Source organism: Chitinimonas sp. BJYL2 (genome assembly GCF_027257935.1).
Classification (GTDB): Bacteria; Pseudomonadota; Gammaproteobacteria; order Burkholderiales; family Chitinimonadaceae; genus Chitinimonas.
This window is the reverse complement of sequence record NZ_JANZKW010000001.1, coordinates 414651-434823: the sequence shown is the minus strand read 5'-3', so window position 1 is coordinate 434823 and position 20173 is coordinate 414651. Positions and strand designations below refer to the sequence as shown.

Sequence of the window (20173 nt, the reverse complement as noted above, 5' to 3'; positions counted from 1 at the left end):
CTGAAGCTGCAAGACTCTCAACGCCCCGGTAGGTATCGGGGCGTTGTTCTGTCTGGAATCCGAACTCATGTCCCCACGCACTCAGGGTGCCTTGTTGATCCTGCTGTCTGCCGCCTGCTTCGGCATCATGCCGCTGTTCGGCCGGGTGGCGTATGCCGCCGGTGCCGACGCGCAAGCCGTGTTGCTGCTGCGTTTCGGGATTGCTGCGGCGTGTCTGGCCGCTATCATGCGTTGGCGCAAACAGCCTTGGCCGCGCGGCAAGCTGGCGCTTGGGCTGCTGGGCATGGGGGCAATCGGGTACGCGGGGCAGGCGTTCGCCTATTTCAGTGCGCTCCAGCATGCGAGCGCTTCGCTGACTGCGCTGCTGCTGTATACGTTTCCGGTCATCGTTACGCTGATGGCCGCCGTGTGGCTGCACGAACCACTCACCCGCCGCAAACTCGCGGCATTGGTGCTGGCCAGCCTGGGCTTGGCGCTCACGGTGGGTGATGCGCTGTCGGGATCGGCCACAGGCATTGCCTTCGGACTGGGCGCGGCGCTGATCTACTCGGTGTATATCGTGGTCGGCACCAAGCTGATGGCGCGGACATCGCCTTTGGCGGGGACGGCCTTGATTATGGCGGGGGGCGCCCTGACCTTTGGTATGGTCGGCTTGCAGCAAGTACCGGTTTGGCCGCAGGCGCTGTCAGGCTGGCTGGCGATAGTTGCCATCGGGTTGCTGTGTAGCGTAATCGCTGCACTGGCCTTTTTTGCCGGCCTGAATCGCGTCGGTGCCTCGGAAGCCGCCATGCTGTCCACTTTCGAGCCAGTCGTCACGGTGGTATTGGCTGCCGTCTTGCTCGAGGAACGATTGACGGCCTCGCAGTGGATCGGCGGCGCGGTTATCATCGCTGCCGTTCTGCTGCTGGCAAAACTGCCTGCCGGCGGCACGCAGCCCGAATAAATCAATAATGGCTTGGCGGCATACCGCCCGGAGCCGCCTTCGAAGGAAATACCCATGTTCTACAAAGACGTTGTCCCCCTGGACCCCGCCAAGCATGCCGATCTGCGTCTGACGCTGGCGCAGAACTATGTGTTTGCCCAAACCGTGCATGCGGTGCCTGTGGTGGGCGGCGAGTTCGGCAGCCTGATGCGTGAATACCCGATCGTGTTCGCGGAAACCGGGGAAAAGACCTACATGCCGACCGCGATGGTGGGCCTGCGCGCAGACCAGAACGTGTTTGTGGATGCCGATGGCAAGTGGGATGCGCAATACATTCCCTTCTTCGTGCGTCGTTATCCCTATGTGACGGTGGAAGTGGAAAACAACGATGCCGTGCTGTGCATCGAGGAGTCGGTTGCCTCGGCTATCCAGCGTGATACCGATCCGCTCGCCTTCGTGAACGGCCAGCCTTCCGAAGAACTCAAGCAGTTTGCCGGCCTTATGTTCCGCGCCCGTGATGAAGCCAACCAAGCCAAGGAATTTGCCGCCGAGCTCGCCAAGCACGACCTGATGCGTCAGGTGTCGGCGACCGCCACGCTGGCCAATGGCGAGGAAGTGGGTATGGATGGCATGTGGGTGATCGATGAAGAGAAGCTGCGCGCTCTGCCGGCAGAAACCCTGGGCAAGTGGACCGCCAACGGCATGATGTCGCTGATCTACTCGCACATCTTTTCGCTCGGCAATATCGACAAGCTGGCCAAGCGTATTGCCTGATCAGGTGTCGTGCGCTGCACGGCAAATTTGGACAAAACGGCGCGAGTGATCGCGCCGTTTTGTTTTGGGGCACACCAGCCGTTAAGCTCTCGCCATGATGGATATCTTGCTCAACCACCCGCGTTTTATCGTGATCAACAAACCTGCGGGACAGGGCTTTCACCGCGAGGCGGCGGCGCCGGGCGTACTCGCGTTGCTGCGTGAGCAGACCGGCCTGACTGATCTGCATGGCGTGCATCGGCTCGATACGCTGACTTCCGGTCTGCTGCTGTTTGCCAAGGGGGGCGACACCGCCGCGACATTCGGGCAATTGTTTGCCACGCGGCGCATGGATAAATGCTATCTGGCAGTTTCGGCCAGCAAGCCCACCAAGAAGCAGGGGCTGATCAGTGGCGATATGGTGCGCAGCCGTAATGGTAGCTGGCGCCTGGCCCCCACGCGAGAGGACCCGGCACTGACCCGTTTCTTCAGCACGGGCGTAGGCAATGGCCGGCGCCTGTTCCTGCTGCGTCCGCTGACCGGCCGCACGCATCAGTTGCGCGTTGCGCTCAAATCGCTGGGCAGCCCGATACTGGGCGACGCACGCTATGGCGGCGAGGCGGCAGACCGGGGTTATCTGCATGCGTATGCGCTGCGCTTTACGCTGGAGGACGAGACATTTTCCCTGTGTTGCCCGCCGACCAGCGGCACCGAATGGGGTGCCTTGCCCACCGAGTGGCACATGCCCTGGGACTTGCCCTGGCCCGGAGGCAAACCGGCTTCTGCCGTTGTTGAATAGTTACATGGAATCCCTGCACCACCAGCTGTCCAAGCAGGCAACATGGGTCTATGGTGTAAGCCTCCAAGTTTTCCATGCCGTCTAGCGAGAGAGAGGACGCAATGAGTCTGTGGAACAAGTTGACCGCCGAGTTCATCGACATCATCGAATGGACCGAGGATCGCCCCGAGGTGATGGCGCATCGTTTCGAGCGCTACCAGAACGAAATCAAGATGGGCGCCAAGCTGACCGTGCGCGAGGGTCAGCTGGCGGTTGTCGTCAATGAAGGCCAGCTGGGCAAGAACCAGGTCGCCGACGTGTTCACGCCGGGCATGTACACGCTCACCACCGAGAACATGCCGATCCTGGCCACGCTCAAAGGCTGGAAGTACGGCTTCAACTCGCCGTTCAAGGCCGAGGTGTATTTCTTCAATACCCGCAAGTACACCGACCTCAAGTGGGGTACGGCCGGTCCGGCCACCATGCGGGATCCGGAGTTCGGCGCTGTGCGCGTGACGGCGTTCGGCCTGTACGTGATTCGCATTGTCGATGCCAAGACCTTCCTCGTGGACCTGATGGGTACCAAGGCTGAGTTCACCACTGAGGATATCGAGGCGAACCTGCGCGGCAAGGTGGGTACCCGCATCAAGGAAGTCATGCCCGAGATCGGCGTGCCGGTAATCGACCTGGAAAGCAAGGTCACGCAGGTGGGCGAGAAGATCCGTGAGCGCATCGCAGGCGACTTCAGCGGCATGGGCTTGGAGCTGTGCGAAATCCAGGTACAGGACATCGGCCTGCCCGAAGAAGTCGAGAAAGCCATCGACCAGCAAGGCGCCATGCGTGCCATCGGCAATATGCAGCAGTTCGGCCAGTACCAGGCTGCGCAAGCCATGCGCGATGCCGCCCAGAACACGGGTGCCGCCGGCACCATGATGGGCATTGGCGTCGGCGGCATGCTTGGGCAGGGTATGGGCAATCTGTTCCAGCAGCCGGCACAGGCGGGTGGCGGGATTTCGGGCACCGCCCCGGCAGCGGGGCCCGCTGTGCCGCCGCCGATTCCGGGTGCGGTGAGTTTCTTTGTGGCGGTGAACGGCCAGCAAACAGGGCCGTTTGATCTTGCCACCTTGCAGTCGCAAGCTGCGGCGGGCAGTGTCAACCGCGACAGTCTGGTCTGGCGACAGGGCATGCCTGCGTGGGGCAAGGCCGGGGAGCAGGCGGAGCTGGCAGCCTTGTTCGCCAGCATGCCGCCGCCACTGCCGCAATAACGTAAATGCTGCGCCACCTGCTCGCCTGCTTGTTGCTGACTTCCGCCATGGCCGGCGAGCCGGAGGTGCGGGTATCCGCGCCGGACAATATCGACCCTTCGGTCACGATAGGTGCGCGCATTCTGGGCGAGGCCTATCGGCGGATCGGCTACCGCATGGTGCTGGACAGATTGCCCTCCCTGCGTTCCCTGAACATGGCGAACAGCGGGCAATATGATGCGGAGCTGGGTCGTGTTGCAGGCGTTGGCGTGCAATATCCCAACTTGCGTGCGGTGCCGACCCCGCTGGGCAACGTGCAGATTTTTGCGGTGTCATTGAGCGACACCATCCGCCCGCGTAACTGGCAGGAGCTCGCGAGTTATCGTATCGGCACGATACGTGGGGCCAAAGTAGTGGAACAGCACACCAAGGGAATGGCGGTCAGCTATGCGCCGACCGAAGCCAATCTGATGGCGATGTTGCAAAGAGGGCGCGTAGAGGTGCTGGTGCTCAGTGACGTTCTGGCTAATCGTGCCTTGGCCAGGATTCGTCAGCAATCCTCGGTCCCGCCTGTGGTCACGCCTTTTGAGCGTATCCCGGTCTTCCACTATGTCCATCAACGTAACCAGCATCTGATTGCACCGCTGGATGAGGCACTCAAGAGCATGCACAAAGACGGTACCGTCGAGCGCATTCTCGAGGCAGCCCGTCGCGAATCGGAATCCAGTACACCGTGACCACACAGACTTACCCCTGTACCGCCTGCGGTGCCAAGCTGCAATTCGCCCCCGGCCAGCATGCCTTGCAGTGCCCCTACTGCGGCGCCCAAAACGCCATCCCCGAGGCCGATCAGGCGGTGCAGGACACCGCGGTGGCGGAGCTGGACTACCAGCATTTCTTGGATCAGGCTGCTGGCAATGAGGCAACCATTGAGCGCCAGACCGTTAAATGTCCTGCCTGTGGCGCGCAGTCCCAATTACCCGAGCACACAACAGCCGACAAATGTCCGTTCTGTACGGCACCGTTGATTGCCAGCAAGGCCACCAGCCTGCGCCTCATCCAGCCGCGCGCCGTGGCACCGTTCGAGATCCCCGAGGCTGATGCACGCAACCGTTTCCGCGGCTGGATAGATGGCCTCTGGTTCGCACCCAACGCGCTCAAGCAGGCTTACCGCGCGGCTACCGGGCTCAAGGGCTTGTACCTGCCGTACTGGACCTATGACGCCAACACCGACACGCCCTACACGGGCGAGCGTGGCGACTATTACTACGTCACTGAGACCTATACCGAGAACGGTGTGACCAAAACGCGTCAAGTGCAGCGCGTGCGCTGGTCGCCGGCAGCAGGACAGGTGGCGGTGAGTTTTGACGACATCACCGTACCAGCGTCGCGTTCTCTGCCGCAGGATTATCTGAACGGGCTGGAGCCCTGGCGGCTGAGTGGCCTCAAGCCGTATCGCGAGGATTATCTGGCGGGGTTTACGGTGGAGGCGTATCAGATTGGTCTGCAGCCCGGTTTCGAGATTGCCCGCGGTGAGATGGAGGGCGGCATCCGCAACGCCATCGAACGCGATATCGGTGGCGATTTGCAGCGCATCCACAGCATGAGCCCGCGCTATTTCGACATTACCTTCAAGCACATCCTGCTGCCTGTGTGGCTGTCGAGCTATCAGTACGGCGGCAAGACCTGGCGTTTTCTGGTCAATGGCCAGACCGGTGAGGTACAGGGTGAGCGGCCCTGGTCTTACTGGAAGATCGGGTTTGCGGTGCTGGGGGGCTTGTTGGTGTTGCTGTTTGTCTTGATGTTGTTGTCGGAGTCTTGAGTGTTTAGCGGCGTTGCCGCGTGATGCGCTGCGCGCTTTGGGTGCAGTAGTGGTATAGCCTAACCCACCTGCTCCCCGCCGCGCAGGCTCATTCCCCTTGCCGTAAATCCTCCAGTGTCCCCGCCCAGCGCCGAATATCCTCCGGCAAGGGCTTATCCGGCCACTGCTGCCGCAGCGCCTTCAAACCTGCTTCCGCCTCGCCTGTCTTCCCCTCAGCCAGCCACTGCCGCAGCTGCGCAATCTGCCGATCAAAGTCCATGGGCTGCCGCGCGCGCGCGCCGCTGACCATCAGCTTATCGACCGTCGCTTTTCTGGCGACTTCGGCAGCGACAGGGGCCGTGACGGGAGCGGGCGGCGCGGCAGCGATGGGCGCTGGAGCGGGGGCGATAGTGCGTTCCGGGTAAGCTGCCTTAGGTGGTGCAGCGGCAACGGCTACCTGTTCGCGCAGCGCGGCGGATTCGACGATCTGGTCTGCGGCCAAACCGCTGGCACCAGCGGTGGCTTCGCGCTTGGCTTCTTTGCGCACGTCACCCTTGGCTTCGACCGGGGTGTTGAGGCTGACTTGGGGCACAAAGCTCGGCGGCGCTGGCTCGGCGGGGAGGCGGGCGACCACCACGGGTGCGGGCGCACTGGCGGGGGCGGCATCGGCGGTGCTGGCACGACCGGCTTCTGCGGCCATGCCTACCTGCGGCGGGGTGTCGGCGGTGCCGTGGATTTCGGCAGCCATGCCGGCCACCTGGCCTTCGCCGGCCTGCTGCATATGCCAGCCTACGCCCACGGCCAGCGTGAGTGAGGCGGCCAGCGATAGCGGGGCGAGCCAGTTGCGGCGTGGACGCGGCGTAAAGGGGATGACCTCGGCCTGCGGCTGCACGGCCGCGTGGGCGGCGGCGAGGATGGCAGCGTCCAGCGCGGCGGATGGCGCGGGTTGATCCAGCGCGGCATAGGCACGCTGCAGATCGGGGTCGTCTATGGGTGTGTGATGGCTCATACCTGTTCACCCAACGGTGCCAGCGCGGTTTTCAGTTTGGCGACGGCGTAGCGCAGCCGGCTCTTGGCAGTTTCCATGTTCACGCCCGTCAGTGCGGCGATAGCGTCCAGTTCCATGCCGGCGTGCTCGCGCAGCAGAAAAGCCTCGCGCTGCACAGCGGGCAGGGTGCGCAGGGCGATATCGAGTGCCTGGCCGGTTTGCAGCTTGTCGAGTACAGCCACCGGGTCGTTGGCGGCGCTAGCCGGTAGCCGGGCCAGCGGGTCGGTATCGTCATCGTGGCCGGCAAAATCGGCCAGCAGCGTGGGTTCTTGCTGGCGGATGCGGTCGATCAGCTTGTTGCGAGCAATGCCGTAAAGCCAGGTCTTGAACGCGGCCTCGGGCCGGTAGTCGGCGCGGGCCTTCACCACCGCCAGCCAAGCCTCCTGAAACAGATCATCCACCCACACGGCACGCGGCGCCTGCCGGTGCAGAAAGCCATACAGGCCCTGCCGGTGCAGCGCGTACAGACGCTCGAACGCCGCGGCATCGCCGGCGGCGTAAGCAAGCATCAGGGCGGCATCATCGGCGTGCTGCATGGTGGCCGAGTGTAGATCAGCCGCGTGGCTGTTGCTGGTTTCGCAGGGGTCGGTGGCGTAATCGAGCATCGTCCAGTGGCTGTGGCGTAGGGTGTAATAAGGCGCAAACCGCATTGCACTTTGGTGTTGCTTAGTGCAATGCGCTGCGCTTATGGCACCCTGCGATGCGTTCACTTGGTGGCCGACAGGCTCTCGGCCAGGCCAACCATGCGCGCAAATTCACCGCGATAACCGAAGCGATCGTCACCGCGTGCCGCGTTGGCCAGCGCGCGGATCTGCTCGAAACCGAACTTGCCCAGATACTTGCCATCGTCGCCCAGGCGCTGGCCAAAGGCGGCTACGGCGGCGGCAAAGCGGAAGTCATCGCTGCCTTGTTCGGCGATGGTGTTCCGGGCGATCGGTGTTTCCATCAGCACGCTGGCGCTGCCATGCACCGGCTTGTAGCGCAGGCGCAGAAAGCCCAGCTCGGCATCCTTGCCGGTCAGCTGCGGTTTGTTGATGCTGTAGCGCAGCGGCTCGACCGCACCGCGCTTGCCGGCCAGGGTGATCTCATACAGCGCGGTCACACGGTGGCCCGCGCCGATCTCGCCGGCATCGACCTGATCATTGGCAAAGTCCTCACGTTTGAGTGCGCGGTTCTCGAAGCCGATCTGGCGGTATTCCTTCACGGCAGCCGGGTTGAATTCGAGCTGAATCTTCACGTCGCTAGCCACGGTGGCGAGTGTGCTGGTGAATTCGTCTACCAACACTTTTTGGGCTTCGCCCAGCGTGTCGATATAGCTGTAGGCACCGTCGCCAGCATCTGCCAGTTGCTCCATCAGCTGCTCGTTGTAGTTGCCGGTGCCAAAGCCCAGGGTGGACAGCGAGATGCCGGTCTTGCGCTTTTCGGCGACACGATCCTTGAGCGTTTCGAAGCGGATGATGCCCACATTGAAATCCCCATCGGTGGCCAGCAGGATGCGGTTGATGCCTCCCTTGCGGAAACCTTGCTGGGCCATCTGGTAAGCCAGCTCAATGCCTGATGCGCCGGCGGTTGATCCGCCCGCCTGCAGCCGATCAATCGCTGCGCTGATCACGGCCTTGCGCTCGCCCGACGTGGGTTCCAGCACCACCTGCGTGCCGCTGGCATAGGTGACCAGGGCCACCTGGTCTTGCGGACGCAGCTGGTTCACGAACAGCTTGAGGGCATTCTTGAGCAGCGGCAGCTTGTTGTCGGCAAACATCGACCCCGACACATCGACCAGGAAGACCAGATTGGCCGGCGGCAGGCTGGCCTTGGCCGGATCGCGCGCCTGGATGCCGATACGCAGCAGCAGCGTGTCCGGGTTCCAAGGCGTGGGGGCGACTTCGGTGCTGACGGCAAACGGCTTGTCGTCCTTGGGGTGCGCGTAGGCATAGGGGAAGTAGTTGACCAACTCTTCTACGCGCACCGCATCGCGCGGCGGCAGCTGGCCGCTGCCCAGCAGGCGGCGCACATTGCTGTAGCTGCCGGTATCGACATCGATACTGAAGGTGGATACCGGCGTTTCGCTGACCAGCTGGATGCCGTGGCGCGGTGTGTGCTGGTACTGCTCGGTGTTCTGCGGGGCAGGGGCAATCTGCACTTGGGGCGCAAAGGCTGGAGCGGGCAGGGCCATGATAGGTTTGGCCATCTCCTGTCGCCGTTCCCTGAGCACGGCCGAGCCGCTGACGCTGATTTCGGCTGCCAGCCCTGCCGCCTTTTGTGGCTGCGCGCTGTCGGCCGTGGCCACGGGCGTCGGTGCGGGGGCGATGGTGCGCTCGCTCACGACGGGTGTCGGTGGCGTAGGCGGTGTGGCTGGCTGAGTGTCGCGGGGTTGGGTCGAGCAGGCTGCGAGCAGCAGGGCAAGCAGCGTACTGAAGGCGGGAATGGGGCGGCACATGGTCGGGCTCCTCGTGGTAGGTAAACCCTTAAACGAGCAAGGCGCCCCAAACGGGTTAAACAACCGCAAAAATAATCAGGACGTCTTGCCCAGCCAGCGGGCCACTTCCTCACGTTGCCGTTCCCGCAGGGCGGGGGGCATGGTGAAGTTGCTGCGATCCCATCCCTCGATGTCGATGACCTTCTCCAGACAGGTTTCCATGATCTGGTGGGCATCTGCGGCTGCCTGGGCAATGAGCCTGTGGGTTTCGGCCAGTGCATCATCCGGCCGGCTCAGGCATTGCGCCTCGTAGGCCATCACGTCTCGCAGGGTGAGCATCTGCCGGGCAACCTGTGCCGGGCAGGCGCATTGGTAAATGGTGGCTTGATCAATGATGTGCTCAAGGGTGGCGTTGTCATAGCGGCTGTCTTGCATCGTCGGGGCCTCCGCACGGTTGAGTACATGAACAAACTTATCGTAGTGACTGTGACGCTAGAATGCCGCCCTGGTTTCCTCTCCTGGTTCAGGTTTTACCATGCTGTTCGTGATTTCTCCCGCCAAGACCCTGGATTTTGAAACACCGGGGCGTGCCCTTGCGACCAGTCTGCCGGATTATCTTGATCAGTCGGCAGGGCTGATCGAGATACTGCGTACCAAGACCCCCGCCGATCTCAGCAGCCTGATGGCCATCTCGGACAATCTGGCGGTGCTCAATGCCGGCCGCTACCAGGCGTGGTCACGTGAGTTCACGCCCGCCAACAGCCGGCCTGCGGTGCTGGCCTTCATGGGAGATGTTTACGAGGGCCTGGATGCGCGCAGCCTCAGCGATGATGACCTGAGCCATGCGAACCAGCATCTGCGTATCCTGTCGGGCTTGTATGGGCTGCTGCGGCCCCTAGATCTGATGCAGCCCTACCGGCTGGAGATGGGCACGCGCCTGGCCAACCCCGCCGGGACCAATCTGTATGCCTGGTGGGGCGATACGGTGACCGAGGCACTCAATGCCCAGATCGCCGCCATGCCAGATCCCGTGCTGGTCAATTTGGCGAGTGACGAGTACTTCAAGGCGGTGCGCGCCAAACAACTCAAGGCGCGGGTGGTCGAGTGCGTGTTCGAGGATGGCAAGGCAGGCCATTACAAGATCATCAGCTTTTACGCCAAACGGGCGCGCGGGCTGATGGCACGCTATGCGATCCAGCACCGCTTGCGCAAGGTGGAAGACCTGGCACGCTTTGATCTCGAAGGTTATCGCTACACGCCGGAAGTCAGTTCCGACCAGCGCCTGGTATTCCGCCGCGAGGCGCCGACAGCAGGCCGACCCCTGCGCAGCTGACACACCCCTTGCCATCCACGTCTGCCGAGTGGCTGCGTTAAGCCTGTCTTAAGCCCCGCCTGTTTTCATGGCCCCCTTTACTGCCACGCCCCCGGATGGTGCCGGGAGCGCAGACGAGGATGGCGATGCAATCGGTAGTGAGCGAGAAATGGGCGGGTCTATCGGTGCGATGGCTGGGCGCAGATTCACGTCCTGCATGGCGCGTGGAAACCCTGCTGCTGGCCTTGAGCGCCTATTTCGTGCTGGTCTGCAATGGCCCTTTCTGGCGTGCCGCACTGTCTGCCCAAAGCAGTGTCCTGTTTGCACTAGCAGTCGCCCTGGCCCTGATTGCTGTGCATTTCGTCGCATTCGGGTTGGTGTGCAATCGCTGGACTGCCAAGCCTGTGCTGGCTGGCTTGGTACTGGCCAGCAGTGCGGCGAGCTACTTCATGCAGCGGTATCAGGTGTATTTCGATACCAGCATGATGCGCAACGTGCTGCGTACCGACTGGCACGAAGCCCGTGATCTGATCACGCCGGGATTGTTTCTGCATGTGCTGGTTTACAGTGCGCTGCCGCTATTGCTGCTCTGGCGCGTCCAGTTGCGCCGTATCGCCCTGCCGCGTGCCGTAATGATCCGTATGGGCTACCTGTTGCTGGCCCTTGTGGTGGGCGTGTCGGGTACCTTGCTGGTCTACAAGGAATTCTCCGCGCTGATGCGCAACCAGAAGTCGTTGCGTCATCTGATCACGCCGGGAAACCTGGTGGTGGCATCCATCAAGGTACTGGCCAAGTCGGGCTCCTCCAGGGGGCCGCGCCTACCTGTGGGCCAGGATGCGCGACTGGGGCCATCCTGGCAGCAAGGTCGCAAGCCCTTGCTGCTGGTGCTGGTGGTGGGGGAAACCGTCCGTGCCGCCAACTGGGGCCTCAATGGCTATGGACGTCAGACGACCCCCGAGCTGGCCGCGCGGCAGGTCATCAATTTTCCTGATGTGACTTCGTGCGGCACCAATACCGAGGTGTCCGTCCCCTGCCTGTTCTCTCCTTGGGGGCGGCATCAATACGATGACGATCGCATCCGGGGCAGCGAGTCGCTGCTGCATGTGCTCAAACGGGCGGGGCTGTCGGTGTTGTGGCGGGATAATCAGTCGGGCTGCAAAGGCGTGTGCAGCGATCTGCCTCTCGAGCAGTTCGGCCCTGCCACGGCTGATCCGCTGTGTAGCCCGGAGGGCTGTCTGGACGAGATTCTGCTCCACCGGCTGGATGCCAAGCTGCGCGAGACCCCGGGTAGTCTGGTGCTGGTGCTGCATCAGATGGGCAATCATGGCCCGGCCTACTTCAAGCGCTATCCGCTTGCACAGCGGGCATTTGCGCCGACTTGCGATACGGCCGAGCTGGGTGCCTGCTCACAAGCGCAGATCGTGAACAGCTACGACAATGCCATCCGCTACACCGACCATTTTCTCGCACGCACGGTAGATATGCTGCAACAGCAGACCAGCCACGACGCGGCGATGATTTATATATCCGACCACGGAGAGTCACTGGGCGAGGGCGGTGTGTTCCTGCATGGCTTGCCGCGCGCCATCGCGCCCGAGGTACAGACCCATGTGCCGATGGTGATGTGGATGACGCCCGGCTTTGCCCAGCCGCTGGGTCTGCGCACGGATTGCCTGCGCCAGCGTGCCAGCCAGCCGGCCAGCCACGACAACGTCTTCCATACGGTGCTGGGTCTGCTGGATGTACGCACCAGCGTGTATCAGCCGGATTACGACCTGAGCGCGGGTTGCCGCAACTGATCGGCACTTGGCAGTGCAGCCCCAGGGTGCAATAAGGCAAGACCGCATTGCACCGGATACCCGATCGGATGCCGAGGTGGTGTGCTGCGCGTGTTGCACCCTAAGGGGGCTGTGCTACCAGCGCAGCTCGCCAGCACCCAGCTCGATCACGCGTCCGCCCACACTGATCTGCCCATCTTGCACATGCAGGCTCAGGCGGTTCGGGCGCCCCATCTGCGTCCCCTGATGAATCAGCGCGGCTAGCGGTGCATTGCCTTGTGTGGCTAGCCACCAGCCACCCAGGTTGGCGGCGGCCGAGCCGGTGCCCGGGTCTTCGGCAACGCCGGTATCGGGTGTCCAGAAGAAACGCGACTCAAACCCGGTCTTCGTGCGCGCAAACACATAGGCCTTGGGCTTGCCGGCCCGGTTGACGCTGTAGCGCTGCATCAGCCCCGCGTCGGGGCGCGCTGCATGCACATGTGCCACATCGCTGAGCGGAATCATGGCCTGCTCGTTACCGCAGCTGACCCACAGCGCAGGCCCGGCGATGGCATGCTCAGGCAGGTTCAGCATGGCGGCGAGCTCGGCCGCGCTAGCCGCCATGGGCCGGTGTTCGGGTGCATTGGCGGTCAGTGTCCAGCGCGTGCCATTGGCGCTGACCGGGATGATGCCGGCTTGCATCTCCAGCGAAATCGCATCGCCCGTCGCCAGCAAGCTGCGCACTACTTCGGCCGAACCCAGCGTGGGGTGGCCGGCAAACGGCATTTCGTAACCCGGCGTGAAGATGCGGATACGGGCCGTCGCGACAGCGGACGGCAAGATGAAGGTGGTTTCAGACAGGTTGAACTGGCGCGCCACGTGTTGCATCTCGATATCACTGAGGGCGCTGCCATCCTCGATCACGGCCAGCGGGTTGCCGCCAAAGGTTTCCTCGGCAAAGACATTGAGCAGACGGTAGCGGATTACAGGCATGGTGGTTTTTTCCGGTTGCTTGGCGGTTGTCGGAACGCTCGGTCAACAGTTCCGGTATTGGCGGTTTCGTCACGTATAATCGCCAGCGCCCGGCTTAGGCCCGGGCTCTGACGACACAGCAGATCAATCAAGACAGCAGCTCCATCAAGAAGAACATGATCCACAAATTTATCGGCCGGGTCCTCGGGCTCAAGAAGCGCCATGGTGGCGGCCGGGTGGTGATCCCGCTCAAGCGCCACGGCATCCGCCGCAACCGCCTGCCCAGCTTCGCCCTGAAAACCACTGACAAGCTTCAGGAAGCGGGTTTCGAGGCCTACATTGTTGGCGGCGCGGTACGCGATCTCTTGCTAGGGCGCGAACCCAAGGATTTCGATGTGGCGACCAGCGCCACACCCGAAGAAGTCCACAAGGTGTTCCGGCGCTCGCGCATCATTGGCCGCCGCTTCCGGCTCGTACATGTACTGTATGGCGAGGAAGTCGTCGAAGTGTCCACTTTCCGTGGCAGCGGCGAGGCCGTGACGGACGATGCCGGCCGCATCATCCGCGACAACACTTGGGGCAGCCAGGAAGACGACGCCCGTCGCCGCGATTTCACCGTCAATGCGCTGTTCTACGATCCGAGCCGCGAAGAGATCATCGATTACCACGGTGGCGTGGCCGATGTGGAAAAGAAGCGCATGGCGATGATTGGTGTCCCGTCGGTACGTTACCGGGAAGACCCCGTACGCATGTTGCGCGCCGTGCGGCTGGCCGCCAAGCTGGGCCTGACCATCGACCCGCACACCCGCAAGCCTTTCCACGAACTCGCCCCCCTGCTGCAGAACGTACCCTCGTCACGCTTGTTCGACGAGATGCTCAAGCTACTGTTCAGCGGCCATAGCTGGGCCTGCCTGATGCAGCTGCGCGACGAAGGTCTGCACCACGGCTTTTTCCCCCTGCTCGACAAAATGATGAGCACGCCACGGGGCGAGCTGTTCCTGCGTACGGCGCTGGAAAATACCGACCGCCGCATACGTGAGGACAAGCCGGTTTCTGCTGGCTATGTGTTTGCCTCCCTGTTGTGGCTGGAAGTGCTGGACAACTGGGACAAGCGCAAAGCGGCAGGCGAGAAGCCCATGCCGGCGCTGTTTGCCGCGATCGACGAGGTCGAGGCCGTGCAGGAACAGAAACTGGCGATTCCCCGTCGCTATGGCACGGCCATGAAGGAAATCTGGATGCTGCAACCACGCTTCGAGCAGCGTGCCGGTGCGCGCCCGTTCCGGCTGCTGGAGTCGCCCCGTTTCCGCGCGGGTTACGATTTCCTCTGCCTGCGTGCAATCAGCGGCGAGATCGATCAGGAGCTGGCCGATTGGTGGACCCGCTTCCAGCACGCCGATAACGCCGAGCGCGAGGCCATGTTGGTTCGCGCACCCGCCGCAGAAGGCCCGAAGAAGCGCCGTCGTCGCAGCAGCGGCAGCAGCCGGCGGGATGGCGCTGATGGTGGCTCAACCGGCGGCACGGCGTGAGCGTGCGCGCTTTTATCGGGCTGGGCGCCAATCTGGGCGAAGCGAGCGACACGGTCCGTGCGGCCGTGGCCATGCTGGGGCAATTACCCCAGACCGCGCTGGTGGCGGCTTCTGCCTTGTACCGCAGCTCGCCAGTCGGGTATCTGGATCAGCCGGATTTCATCAATGCCGTGGCAGCCATCGATACCACGCTGTCACCGCATGCCGTGCTGGATGCCTTGCTGGAGATCGAACAGCACGCCGGGCGCGTACGCACTTTCCGCAACGCGCCGCGTACCCTGGATATGGACCTGCTCTGCTACGGCGATCAGACCATGCACGATGCGCGCCTGACCCTGCCACACCCGCGCATGCTGGAGCGCAGTTTTGTCCTGGTGCCCTTGGCCGAGATTGCACCCATGCTGGTACTGGCGGATGGCCGCAGCGCGCAGGCGCATGCCGATGCCTGCAATCGCGACGGACTGGCTAAACTGGCAGCCTGAAGTACGACTGAAACACCGAGGGAAGACCGTCTCATGGGCTTGGAGCGTTACCGCTATATCGTCGTTGAAGGTCCGATCGGCGTGGGTAAGACCACGCTGACCAAGTTGCTGGCCGAGCATCTGGGTGCCAATCTGCTGCTCGAAAATCCCGAGGCGATTCCTTTCCTGCCCAAGTTCTATACGGACATGCAGCGCTATGCCTTGCCGACGCAGCTGTCGTTCCTGTTCCAGCGTGTCGAGCAGGTGGAAAGCCTGACCCAGATGGACCTGTTCGGCGGGCAGACCGTATCGGACTTCCTCTTCGACAAAGACCCGCTGTTCGCAGAACTGGTGCTCAGCGACGATGAGTTCGGCCTGTACTCCAATATCTACCGTCATCTGCGCGTGCGCGCCGCCACGCCGGATCTGGTGATCTACCTGCAAGCCGATATCGATACGCTGATCGGCCGCGTGCATGCCCGCTCGCGCGAATATGAAGCCAAGATCAGCGATATCTACCTGCGCAAGCTGGCCGAACGCTACAGCCGCTTCTTCTACGATTACACCGACGCGCCGGTGCTGATGGTGAACACCGAGAACCTCGACCTTACCGGCCCCAGTGACGATTTCCGCCTGCTGCTACGGCGTATCGAGGGCATGCGCAGCGCTCGCGAGTACTTCAACAAAGCGTGATCCTGCTTGCCCATGGCGCTCGGGCTGACTAGATTCAAGCCAGTCTGCCCGTATTGCACAGAGAGGCTTCCATGTTGCAACGCATCTCCCATCGTCTGGCCGCGCTGATCATCATTGCCGTGGCGGGGCTGCTGATCAACGGCATCAGTGGCCTCACTCAGGTAGTCCGGCTTGGTAACGATATCAACGAGCTGACCGGCAATACCATTCCCAGCATCGAGCTGATCGACGAGGCCAAGATCACGTTCTATGCCGTGCGCGCCGACCTGCTGCTGCATGTGATCGAACAGGATCCTGACAAGAAGCAGTTGCTGGAGACCTCGCTGAACGCCAATGTCCAGCGTCTGCACAAGGTGCTTGAAGGTTACGAGGCCTATGTGAGCGACCCCGAGGACAAGCGCATGCTGGCCGAGGACAAGGCTGCCGTCGCCGCCTATCTGCAGGTGCTGGATCAAGTTCTGGGTTATTCGCGCAGCAACGACACCACATCCTCGATGGCGATTGCCACTACCAAGTTGCGTGATGCGGCCAATGCCACTCTGGCCGCACTGGATCGGCATGTGAAGCACAACCATCATCAGGGCGAGCTGACCAAGACGCACACGCAGGCTGCCGTGAGCACGGCCAAGTGGATGTCTGTTTCGGTCATGCTGGTCGCGGTTTTCCTGCTGCTCTGGTTTGCCTACACCACTTACCAGAAGGTGGTCGGCACCGCCCAGCGCGCCCGCAATGAGGTCATCCGCGTGGTCGAGCAACTGGATTTCTCCCGCCCGTTCCCGGTGCAGGGCAAGGATGAACTGGCCGAGTTGCTCGAAGCACTGAATCGCCTGATCACCCGCCTGCGTGAGGGCTTGAGCGCGGTGCGCGACAACGCTGCCCGGCTCAATCGATCTGCCGAAGAGATGGCGCTGGCTTCGCACCAAGTCACGGCTAGCTCTGCTGCGCAAAGCGATGCCGCATCCACCATGGCTGCCAGCGTCGAAGAAGTCACCGTCAGCATCTCTCATGTATCGGACCGTACGGGCGAAGCCAGCAGGCTCACACGCCAGAGTGGTGATCAGGCTGTGGGCGGTCGGGACGCCGTGGTGCGGACGGCACAGCGTATCGGTGCGATCTCCGATCTGGTGGACGAGGCGGCCGACGAGCTGGCGCGGCTGGAAGAGAGTGGTCGCCAGATCAGCGCCGTGGTCAGCGTGATCAAGGAAGTGGCCGACCAGACCAATCTGCTGGCGCTCAATGCCGCCATCGAGGCCGCGCGTGCCGGTGAGCAGGGGCGCGGTTTTGCGGTGGTGGCAGACGAAGTCCGCAAGCTGGCCGAACGGACAGCCAACTCCACGGTCGAAATCACCGCCATGGTGGCGACGATCCAGCAGCGCTCCGGCGAGGTGTCGCGGCGCATGGCCGAGGCCGTGGCCTCGGTGCGCGAAGGCGTCAGCGAGGCTGAATCCACCCGCGCAGCCATGGGTGAGATCGCCCAGAGTGCGGCGCAGAGCGGGGAGCTGGTGGGCGAGGTTGCCACGGCCCTGCGTGAACAAAGCACCGCGAGCAACGAGATCGCCAGTCAGGTGGAGCGGGTGGCACAGATGGCCGAAGAGAACAGCCGTGCTGCCGAGCGTAGTGCCGAGCTGGCCACGGAGCTGCAGCGACTGGCCGACGAGATGAGCCGGGACGTCGCCGCTTACCGGCTTGATTAGCGCCTGTATCGCAGGGTTGTTGCATGGCGTCACGCTGGACCGCGTTTGCGGTGTCCCACCATTGAACTCGTGGCCCGGCTTGGCTATTGTTGCGCCGCATCAAGGCGAAGCAGCTTATCCCCACGAGGGCTGAAGCGTCATCATGGGCGCTGCCAACGGAGCAAGCGCTTGAACGAACAGACGGATACCCCATGAAAATCACCGTTTCGACGCTGCAAAAACATAAGCAGGAAGGCCAGAAGATCGCCATGCTCACCTGCTACGACGCCAGCTTTGCCAGCCTGATGGCTGAGGCCGGGGTCGACATGCTGCTGGTGGGTGACTCTGCCGGCATGGTCATGCAGGGCGAAAGCTCCACCCTGCCGGTGACGCTGGAGCAGATGGTCTACCACACCCGCTGCGTGGCCAAAAATGCCAAGCAGGCCATGGTGGTGGCGGATCTGCCCTTTGGCAGCTACCAGCAGAGCCCGCAGCAGGCATTCGAGTCGAGCGCGCGCTTGATGGCGGCGGGTGCCGAGATGGTCAAGCTTGAAGGTGGTGAATACATGGCTGAAACCGTGCGCTTTCTGGTCCAGCGCGGTATTCCGGTGTGTGCGCATATCGGCCTGACGCCGCAATCCGTGCATGTCTTCGGTGGCTACAAGGTGCAGGGCAAGTCCGATAGCGGTGCCGAACAGCTCAAGCGCGACGCCAAGGCCCTCGAAGCCGCCGGTGCCGCCATCGTGTTGATGGAAATGGTGCCGGCCACGCTGGCCAAGGAAATCACCGAAAGCCTGAGCGTGCCCACCATCGGGATCGGCGCGGGCGTGGATGTGGATGGCCAGGTGCTGGTGGTCTACGACATGCTGGGTGTGTATCCGGGCAAGAAGGCGCGTTTCGTGAAGAACTTCATGCACGGCGTGACCAGCATCCAGGGTGCGGTCGAGGCCTATGTGCGCGAAGTGAAGGCCAAAGCCTTTCCTGCAGCGGAACACACGTTCTGAGTGTGCTGCCGATTTCTACTGCGCGCCTGATCCTGCGTGATTTCCAGCAGGACGATGCCGCAGCCTACGTTAGTGTGCGCAGCGGCGAGCACTTTGCTGCGCACTATCCTGCCGAGGCGGTGAGCCCCGCGTTTACCCGTGCGCTGCTGGCCCGTTTTTTGGCGGACCAGCAGCTTGTCCCGCGTACGCGCTGGCAGTTGGCCATCGTGGTGGCCACCACTGGCGAGCTGATCGGATCCTGCGGTTTGCGCCGCGAACCCGCGGGCTACTGGAGTGTGGGCTATGAGCTGGCGGAGTCCCACTGGGGACAGGGCTACGCCCAGGAAGCCATGCAAGCCCTGCTGGCAGCCGGACGCAACACCCTGAAGGTGCAGTGGCTGCGTGCCGAGTGTCATCCCGAGAACGGGCGTTCGATGCGGCTGGCGCATAAGCTGGGCCTATCTCGTCTTGGCTCCGTGCCCGATGCGACGGTGCAGGAAGGTACCGTCGTGTTTGAGTGGCGTGCATGATCGCCACGGCATGACCGGCCTCAGGGTAAAATCCGCGACCGAACCTGTGTATTTTCCTTCCTGGCATTCAACCCTTCTTTAGCGGCCCCACGATGCATATCTTCACCACCGTTGCCGAACTCCGCGCCTGGCGCAAGCAGGCGGGCTATGTGGCCTTTGTCCCCACGATGGGCAATCTGCACGAGGGCCATATCTCGCTGTGTACAGCCGCCAAGGCGGCGTGTGCGGCGCAAGGCGGGGGCAAGGTGGTTGTCTCCATCTTCGTGAATCCGCTGCAGTTTGGCCAGGGTGAAGATTTCAACACCTATCCGCGTACCTTCGAAGCGGATTGCGCCAAGCTGGAAGCCGCAGGCGTCGATGCGCTGTTCCATCCCACGGTGGATCAGCTCTACCCACGCACCGAGCAGCAATACAAGGTCGAACCGCCGGCCATCCAGAATGAACTCTGTGGCGCCTTCCGCCCCGGCCATTTCCGTGGCGTGGCGACGGTCGTGACCAAGCTGTTCAATATCGTCCAGCCCGATACCGCCATGTTCGGCAAGAAGGATTACCAGCAGCTCAAGGTGATCGAGGGTCTGGTAGCGGATCTGGACATGCCCATCACCATCGTCCCGGTCGATACCGGTCGCGCGTCCGACGGCCTGGCGCTGTCCTCACGCAATGGCTACCTAACAGCGGAAGAGCGCCACGAAGCCGCACGCCTTTACCGTAATCTGGCTGCGATCAAGACTGCACTGGAGGCGGGCGCTACCGACTTCGTCAAACTCACCGAAACGGCCCGCGCCGATCTGGAGAACCATGGCTGGCGTGTGGACTATGTGGAGATCCGCGATCAGGACAGGCTTGAACACGCGCGTCCCGGCGACAAGCGCATGGTCATCCTGGGCGCTGCGCGCTTGGGTAAGCCGCGCCTGATCGACAATCTGGAAGTGAATCTCTGATGGCCGGCATTGAGCGGCTTGATCTGGTAGCCATCGGCGCCGACCAGCCCGTCGATACCGACTATCTGCTGGCCAAACTGGGTGCCGGCGCGGCGCTGTTGCTCAACCAGCGACCCCAGGTCAGTTACCCTGACGAGCGCCACAAGGTGCAGGAGCGCATCGTGGTGCTGTCGGGTAGCGTGGGCCTGATCGACGAGCACGGCAGCGCCACGCATGCCAGCCAAGGCCAGATGCTGCTGGTGCCGGCGGGTCTGGGTCATGCCTATCACCCGGCATCCGATGGCGTGGTGTTGGTACTGTTTGCCGACGCGCAGTAAGCCACACCTCGCCTGAGCTCTCTCAAGACCCGACGCCGAGCGTCGC

Annotated in this window: 21 protein-coding genes; 16 read left to right on the top strand and 5 right to left on the bottom strand. The window is 62.7% G+C overall.

Going from position 1 to position 20173, the window contains the following annotated elements; genetic code table 11:
- The first annotated feature begins 67 nt into the window (after positions 1 to 67).
- From O9X62_RS02035 to O9X62_RS02010, 6 genes are all read left to right on the top strand, one after another.
- Positions 68 to 943: a DMT family transporter gene (locus O9X62_RS02035; protein WP_269531110.1), complete on the top strand. Its 876-nt coding sequence runs from the start codon at positions 68 to 70 to the stop codon at positions 941 to 943.
- A 54-nt stretch (positions 944 to 997) separates the two neighbouring features.
- A complete protein-coding gene (locus O9X62_RS02030) occupies positions 998 to 1696 on the top strand; it encodes a SapC family protein (RefSeq protein WP_269531109.1) in 699 nt (232 codons plus the stop codon).
- A 94-nt stretch (positions 1697 to 1790) separates the two neighbouring features.
- On the top strand, positions 1791 to 2474 hold the full coding sequence (locus O9X62_RS02025; RefSeq protein ID WP_269531108.1) for a TIGR01621 family pseudouridine synthase: 684 nt from the start codon (positions 1791 to 1793) through the stop codon (positions 2472 to 2474).
- 101 nt (positions 2475 to 2575) lie between these two features.
- Positions 2576 to 3718 (top strand): SPFH domain-containing protein, encoded by a 1143-nt coding sequence (locus tag O9X62_RS02020; RefSeq protein ID WP_269531107.1) that lies wholly within the window; start codon positions 2576 to 2578, stop codon positions 3716 to 3718.
- A gap of 5 nt (positions 3719 to 3723) precedes the next feature.
- Entirely contained in the window at positions 3724 to 4434 is a 711-nt protein-coding gene (locus O9X62_RS02015) for an ABC transporter substrate-binding protein (RefSeq protein ID WP_269531106.1), read from the top strand.
- Positions 4431 to 5519, top strand: a complete 1089-nt coding sequence (locus tag O9X62_RS02010; protein WP_269531105.1) for a zinc ribbon domain-containing protein — start codon at positions 4431 to 4433, stop codon at positions 5517 to 5519. The genes O9X62_RS02015 and O9X62_RS02010 overlap by 4 nt, the downstream gene beginning before the upstream one ends.
- An 88-nt stretch (positions 5520 to 5607) precedes the next feature.
- Here O9X62_RS02010 and O9X62_RS02005 read toward each other — a convergent pair whose 3' ends face one another.
- From O9X62_RS02005 to O9X62_RS01990, 4 genes are all read right to left on the bottom strand, one after another.
- Positions 5608 to 6507 carry a hypothetical protein gene (locus tag O9X62_RS02005; protein WP_269531104.1) on the bottom strand — a complete coding sequence of 300 codons (900 nt, stop codon included), beginning with the start codon at positions 6505 to 6507 and terminating at the stop codon, positions 5608 to 5610.
- A complete protein-coding gene (locus O9X62_RS02000) occupies positions 6504 to 7196 on the bottom strand; it encodes an RNA polymerase sigma factor (RefSeq protein WP_269531103.1) in 693 nt (230 codons plus the stop codon). The genes O9X62_RS02005 and O9X62_RS02000 overlap by 4 nt, the downstream gene beginning before the upstream one ends.
- A 56-nt stretch (positions 7197 to 7252) precedes the next feature.
- Entirely contained in the window at positions 7253 to 8983 is a 1731-nt protein-coding gene (locus O9X62_RS01995) for a VWA domain-containing protein (RefSeq protein WP_269531102.1), read from the bottom strand.
- 75 nt (positions 8984 to 9058) lie between these two features.
- Positions 9059 to 9397: a hypothetical protein gene (locus O9X62_RS01990; protein ID WP_269531101.1), complete on the bottom strand. Its 339-nt coding sequence runs from the start codon at positions 9395 to 9397 to the stop codon at positions 9059 to 9061.
- 100 nt (positions 9398 to 9497) lie between these two features.
- Between O9X62_RS01990 and yaaA the strand changes: the two genes are divergently transcribed.
- A complete protein-coding gene (gene yaaA / locus O9X62_RS01985) occupies positions 9498 to 10295 on the top strand; it encodes a peroxide stress protein YaaA (RefSeq protein WP_269531100.1) in 798 nt (265 codons plus the stop codon).
- Positions 10296 to 10420: 125 nt separating this feature from the next.
- Complete coding sequence (locus tag O9X62_RS01980; protein WP_269531099.1) at positions 10421 to 12073, top strand: phosphoethanolamine transferase; 1653 nt, start codon at positions 10421 to 10423, stop codon at positions 12071 to 12073.
- 114 nt (positions 12074 to 12187) lie between these two features.
- Here O9X62_RS01980 and O9X62_RS01975 read toward each other — a convergent pair whose 3' ends face one another.
- Positions 12188 to 13024, bottom strand: a complete 837-nt coding sequence (locus O9X62_RS01975) for a PhzF family phenazine biosynthesis protein (protein WP_269531098.1) — start codon at positions 13022 to 13024, stop codon at positions 12188 to 12190.
- Between the two features lie 155 nt (positions 13025 to 13179).
- On the opposite strand from O9X62_RS01975, the gene pcnB reads away from it, so the two are divergent.
- The 8 genes from pcnB (at position 13180) to O9X62_RS01935 (ending at position 20127) form a co-directional block, all read left to right on the top strand.
- Complete coding sequence (gene pcnB, locus O9X62_RS01970) at positions 13180 to 14529, top strand: polynucleotide adenylyltransferase PcnB (protein WP_269531097.1); 1350 nt, start codon at positions 13180 to 13182, stop codon at positions 14527 to 14529.
- Positions 14530 to 14531: 2 nt separating this feature from the next.
- Positions 14532 to 15011 (top strand): 2-amino-4-hydroxy-6-hydroxymethyldihydropteridine diphosphokinase, encoded by a 480-nt coding sequence (gene folK / locus O9X62_RS01965; protein ID WP_308446407.1) that lies wholly within the window; start codon positions 14532 to 14534, stop codon positions 15009 to 15011.
- A gap of 33 nt (positions 15012 to 15044) precedes the next feature.
- On the top strand, positions 15045 to 15683 hold the full coding sequence (locus O9X62_RS01960; RefSeq protein WP_269531095.1) for a deoxynucleoside kinase: 639 nt from the start codon (positions 15045 to 15047) through the stop codon (positions 15681 to 15683).
- Positions 15684 to 15754: 71 nt separating this feature from the next.
- A complete protein-coding gene (locus tag O9X62_RS01955) occupies positions 15755 to 17377 on the top strand; it encodes a methyl-accepting chemotaxis protein (RefSeq protein ID WP_269531094.1) in 1623 nt (540 codons plus the stop codon).
- Positions 17378 to 17568: 191 nt separating this feature from the next.
- A complete protein-coding gene (gene panB, locus O9X62_RS01950; protein ID WP_269531093.1) occupies positions 17569 to 18360 on the top strand; it encodes a 3-methyl-2-oxobutanoate hydroxymethyltransferase in 792 nt (263 codons plus the stop codon).
- A gap of 2 nt (positions 18361 to 18362) precedes the next feature.
- Positions 18363 to 18869, top strand: coding sequence for a GNAT family N-acetyltransferase (locus O9X62_RS01945; protein WP_269531092.1), 507 nt, complete (start codon positions 18363 to 18365; stop codon positions 18867 to 18869).
- A 92-nt stretch (positions 18870 to 18961) separates the two neighbouring features.
- A complete protein-coding gene (gene panC / locus O9X62_RS01940) occupies positions 18962 to 19810 on the top strand; it encodes a pantoate--beta-alanine ligase (protein ID WP_269531091.1) in 849 nt (282 codons plus the stop codon).
- Entirely contained in the window at positions 19810 to 20127 is a 318-nt protein-coding gene (locus tag O9X62_RS01935; RefSeq protein WP_269531090.1) for a cupin domain-containing protein, read from the top strand. The genes panC and O9X62_RS01935 overlap by 1 nt, the downstream gene beginning before the upstream one ends.
- Positions 20128 to 20173 lie beyond the last annotated feature (46 nt).

What these genes read in the sequence shown, in the direction of transcription:
- O9X62_RS02035 (WP_269531110.1), top strand. Translation starts at nt 68, where the DNA reads ATGTCCCCACGCACTCAGGGTGCCTTGTTGATCCTGCTGTCTGCCGCC.
- O9X62_RS02030 (WP_269531109.1), top strand. Translation starts at nt 998, where the DNA reads ATGTTCTACAAAGACGTTGTCCCCCTGGACCCCGCCAAGCATGCCGAT.
- O9X62_RS02025 (WP_269531108.1), top strand. Translation starts at nt 1,791, where the DNA reads ATGATGGATATCTTGCTCAACCACCCGCGTTTTATCGTGATCAACAAA.
- O9X62_RS02020 (WP_269531107.1), top strand. Translation starts at nt 2,576, where the DNA reads ATGAGTCTGTGGAACAAGTTGACCGCCGAGTTCATCGACATCATCGAA.
- O9X62_RS02015 (WP_269531106.1), top strand. Translation starts at nt 3,724, where the DNA reads ATGCTGCGCCACCTGCTCGCCTGCTTGTTGCTGACTTCCGCCATGGCC.
- O9X62_RS02005 (WP_269531104.1), bottom strand. Translation starts at nt 6,507, where the DNA reads ATGAGCCATCACACACCCATAGACGACCCCGATCTGCAGCGTGCCTAT.
- O9X62_RS02000 (WP_269531103.1), bottom strand. Translation starts at nt 7,196, where the DNA reads ATGCGGTTTGCGCCTTATTACACCCTACGCCACAGCCACTGGACGATG.
- O9X62_RS01995 (WP_269531102.1), bottom strand. Translation starts at nt 8,983, where the DNA reads ATGTGCCGCCCCATTCCCGCCTTCAGTACGCTGCTTGCCCTGCTGCTC.
- O9X62_RS01990 (WP_269531101.1), bottom strand. Translation starts at nt 9,397, where the DNA reads ATGCAAGACAGCCGCTATGACAACGCCACCCTTGAGCACATCATTGAT.
- yaaA (WP_269531100.1), top strand. Translation starts at nt 9,498, where the DNA reads ATGCTGTTCGTGATTTCTCCCGCCAAGACCCTGGATTTTGAAACACCG.
- O9X62_RS01980 (WP_269531099.1), top strand. Translation starts at nt 10,421, where the DNA reads ATGCAATCGGTAGTGAGCGAGAAATGGGCGGGTCTATCGGTGCGATGG.
- O9X62_RS01975 (WP_269531098.1), bottom strand. Translation starts at nt 13,024, where the DNA reads ATGCCTGTAATCCGCTACCGTCTGCTCAATGTCTTTGCCGAGGAAACC.
- pcnB (WP_269531097.1), top strand. Translation starts at nt 13,180, where the DNA reads ATGATCCACAAATTTATCGGCCGGGTCCTCGGGCTCAAGAAGCGCCAT.
- O9X62_RS01960 (WP_269531095.1), top strand. Translation starts at nt 15,045, where the DNA reads ATGGGCTTGGAGCGTTACCGCTATATCGTCGTTGAAGGTCCGATCGGC.
- O9X62_RS01955 (WP_269531094.1), top strand. Translation starts at nt 15,755, where the DNA reads ATGTTGCAACGCATCTCCCATCGTCTGGCCGCGCTGATCATCATTGCC.
- panB (WP_269531093.1), top strand. Translation starts at nt 17,569, where the DNA reads ATGAAAATCACCGTTTCGACGCTGCAAAAACATAAGCAGGAAGGCCAG.
- panC (WP_269531091.1), top strand. Translation starts at nt 18,962, where the DNA reads ATGCATATCTTCACCACCGTTGCCGAACTCCGCGCCTGGCGCAAGCAG.
- O9X62_RS01935 (WP_269531090.1), top strand. Translation starts at nt 19,810, where the DNA reads ATGGCCGGCATTGAGCGGCTTGATCTGGTAGCCATCGGCGCCGACCAG.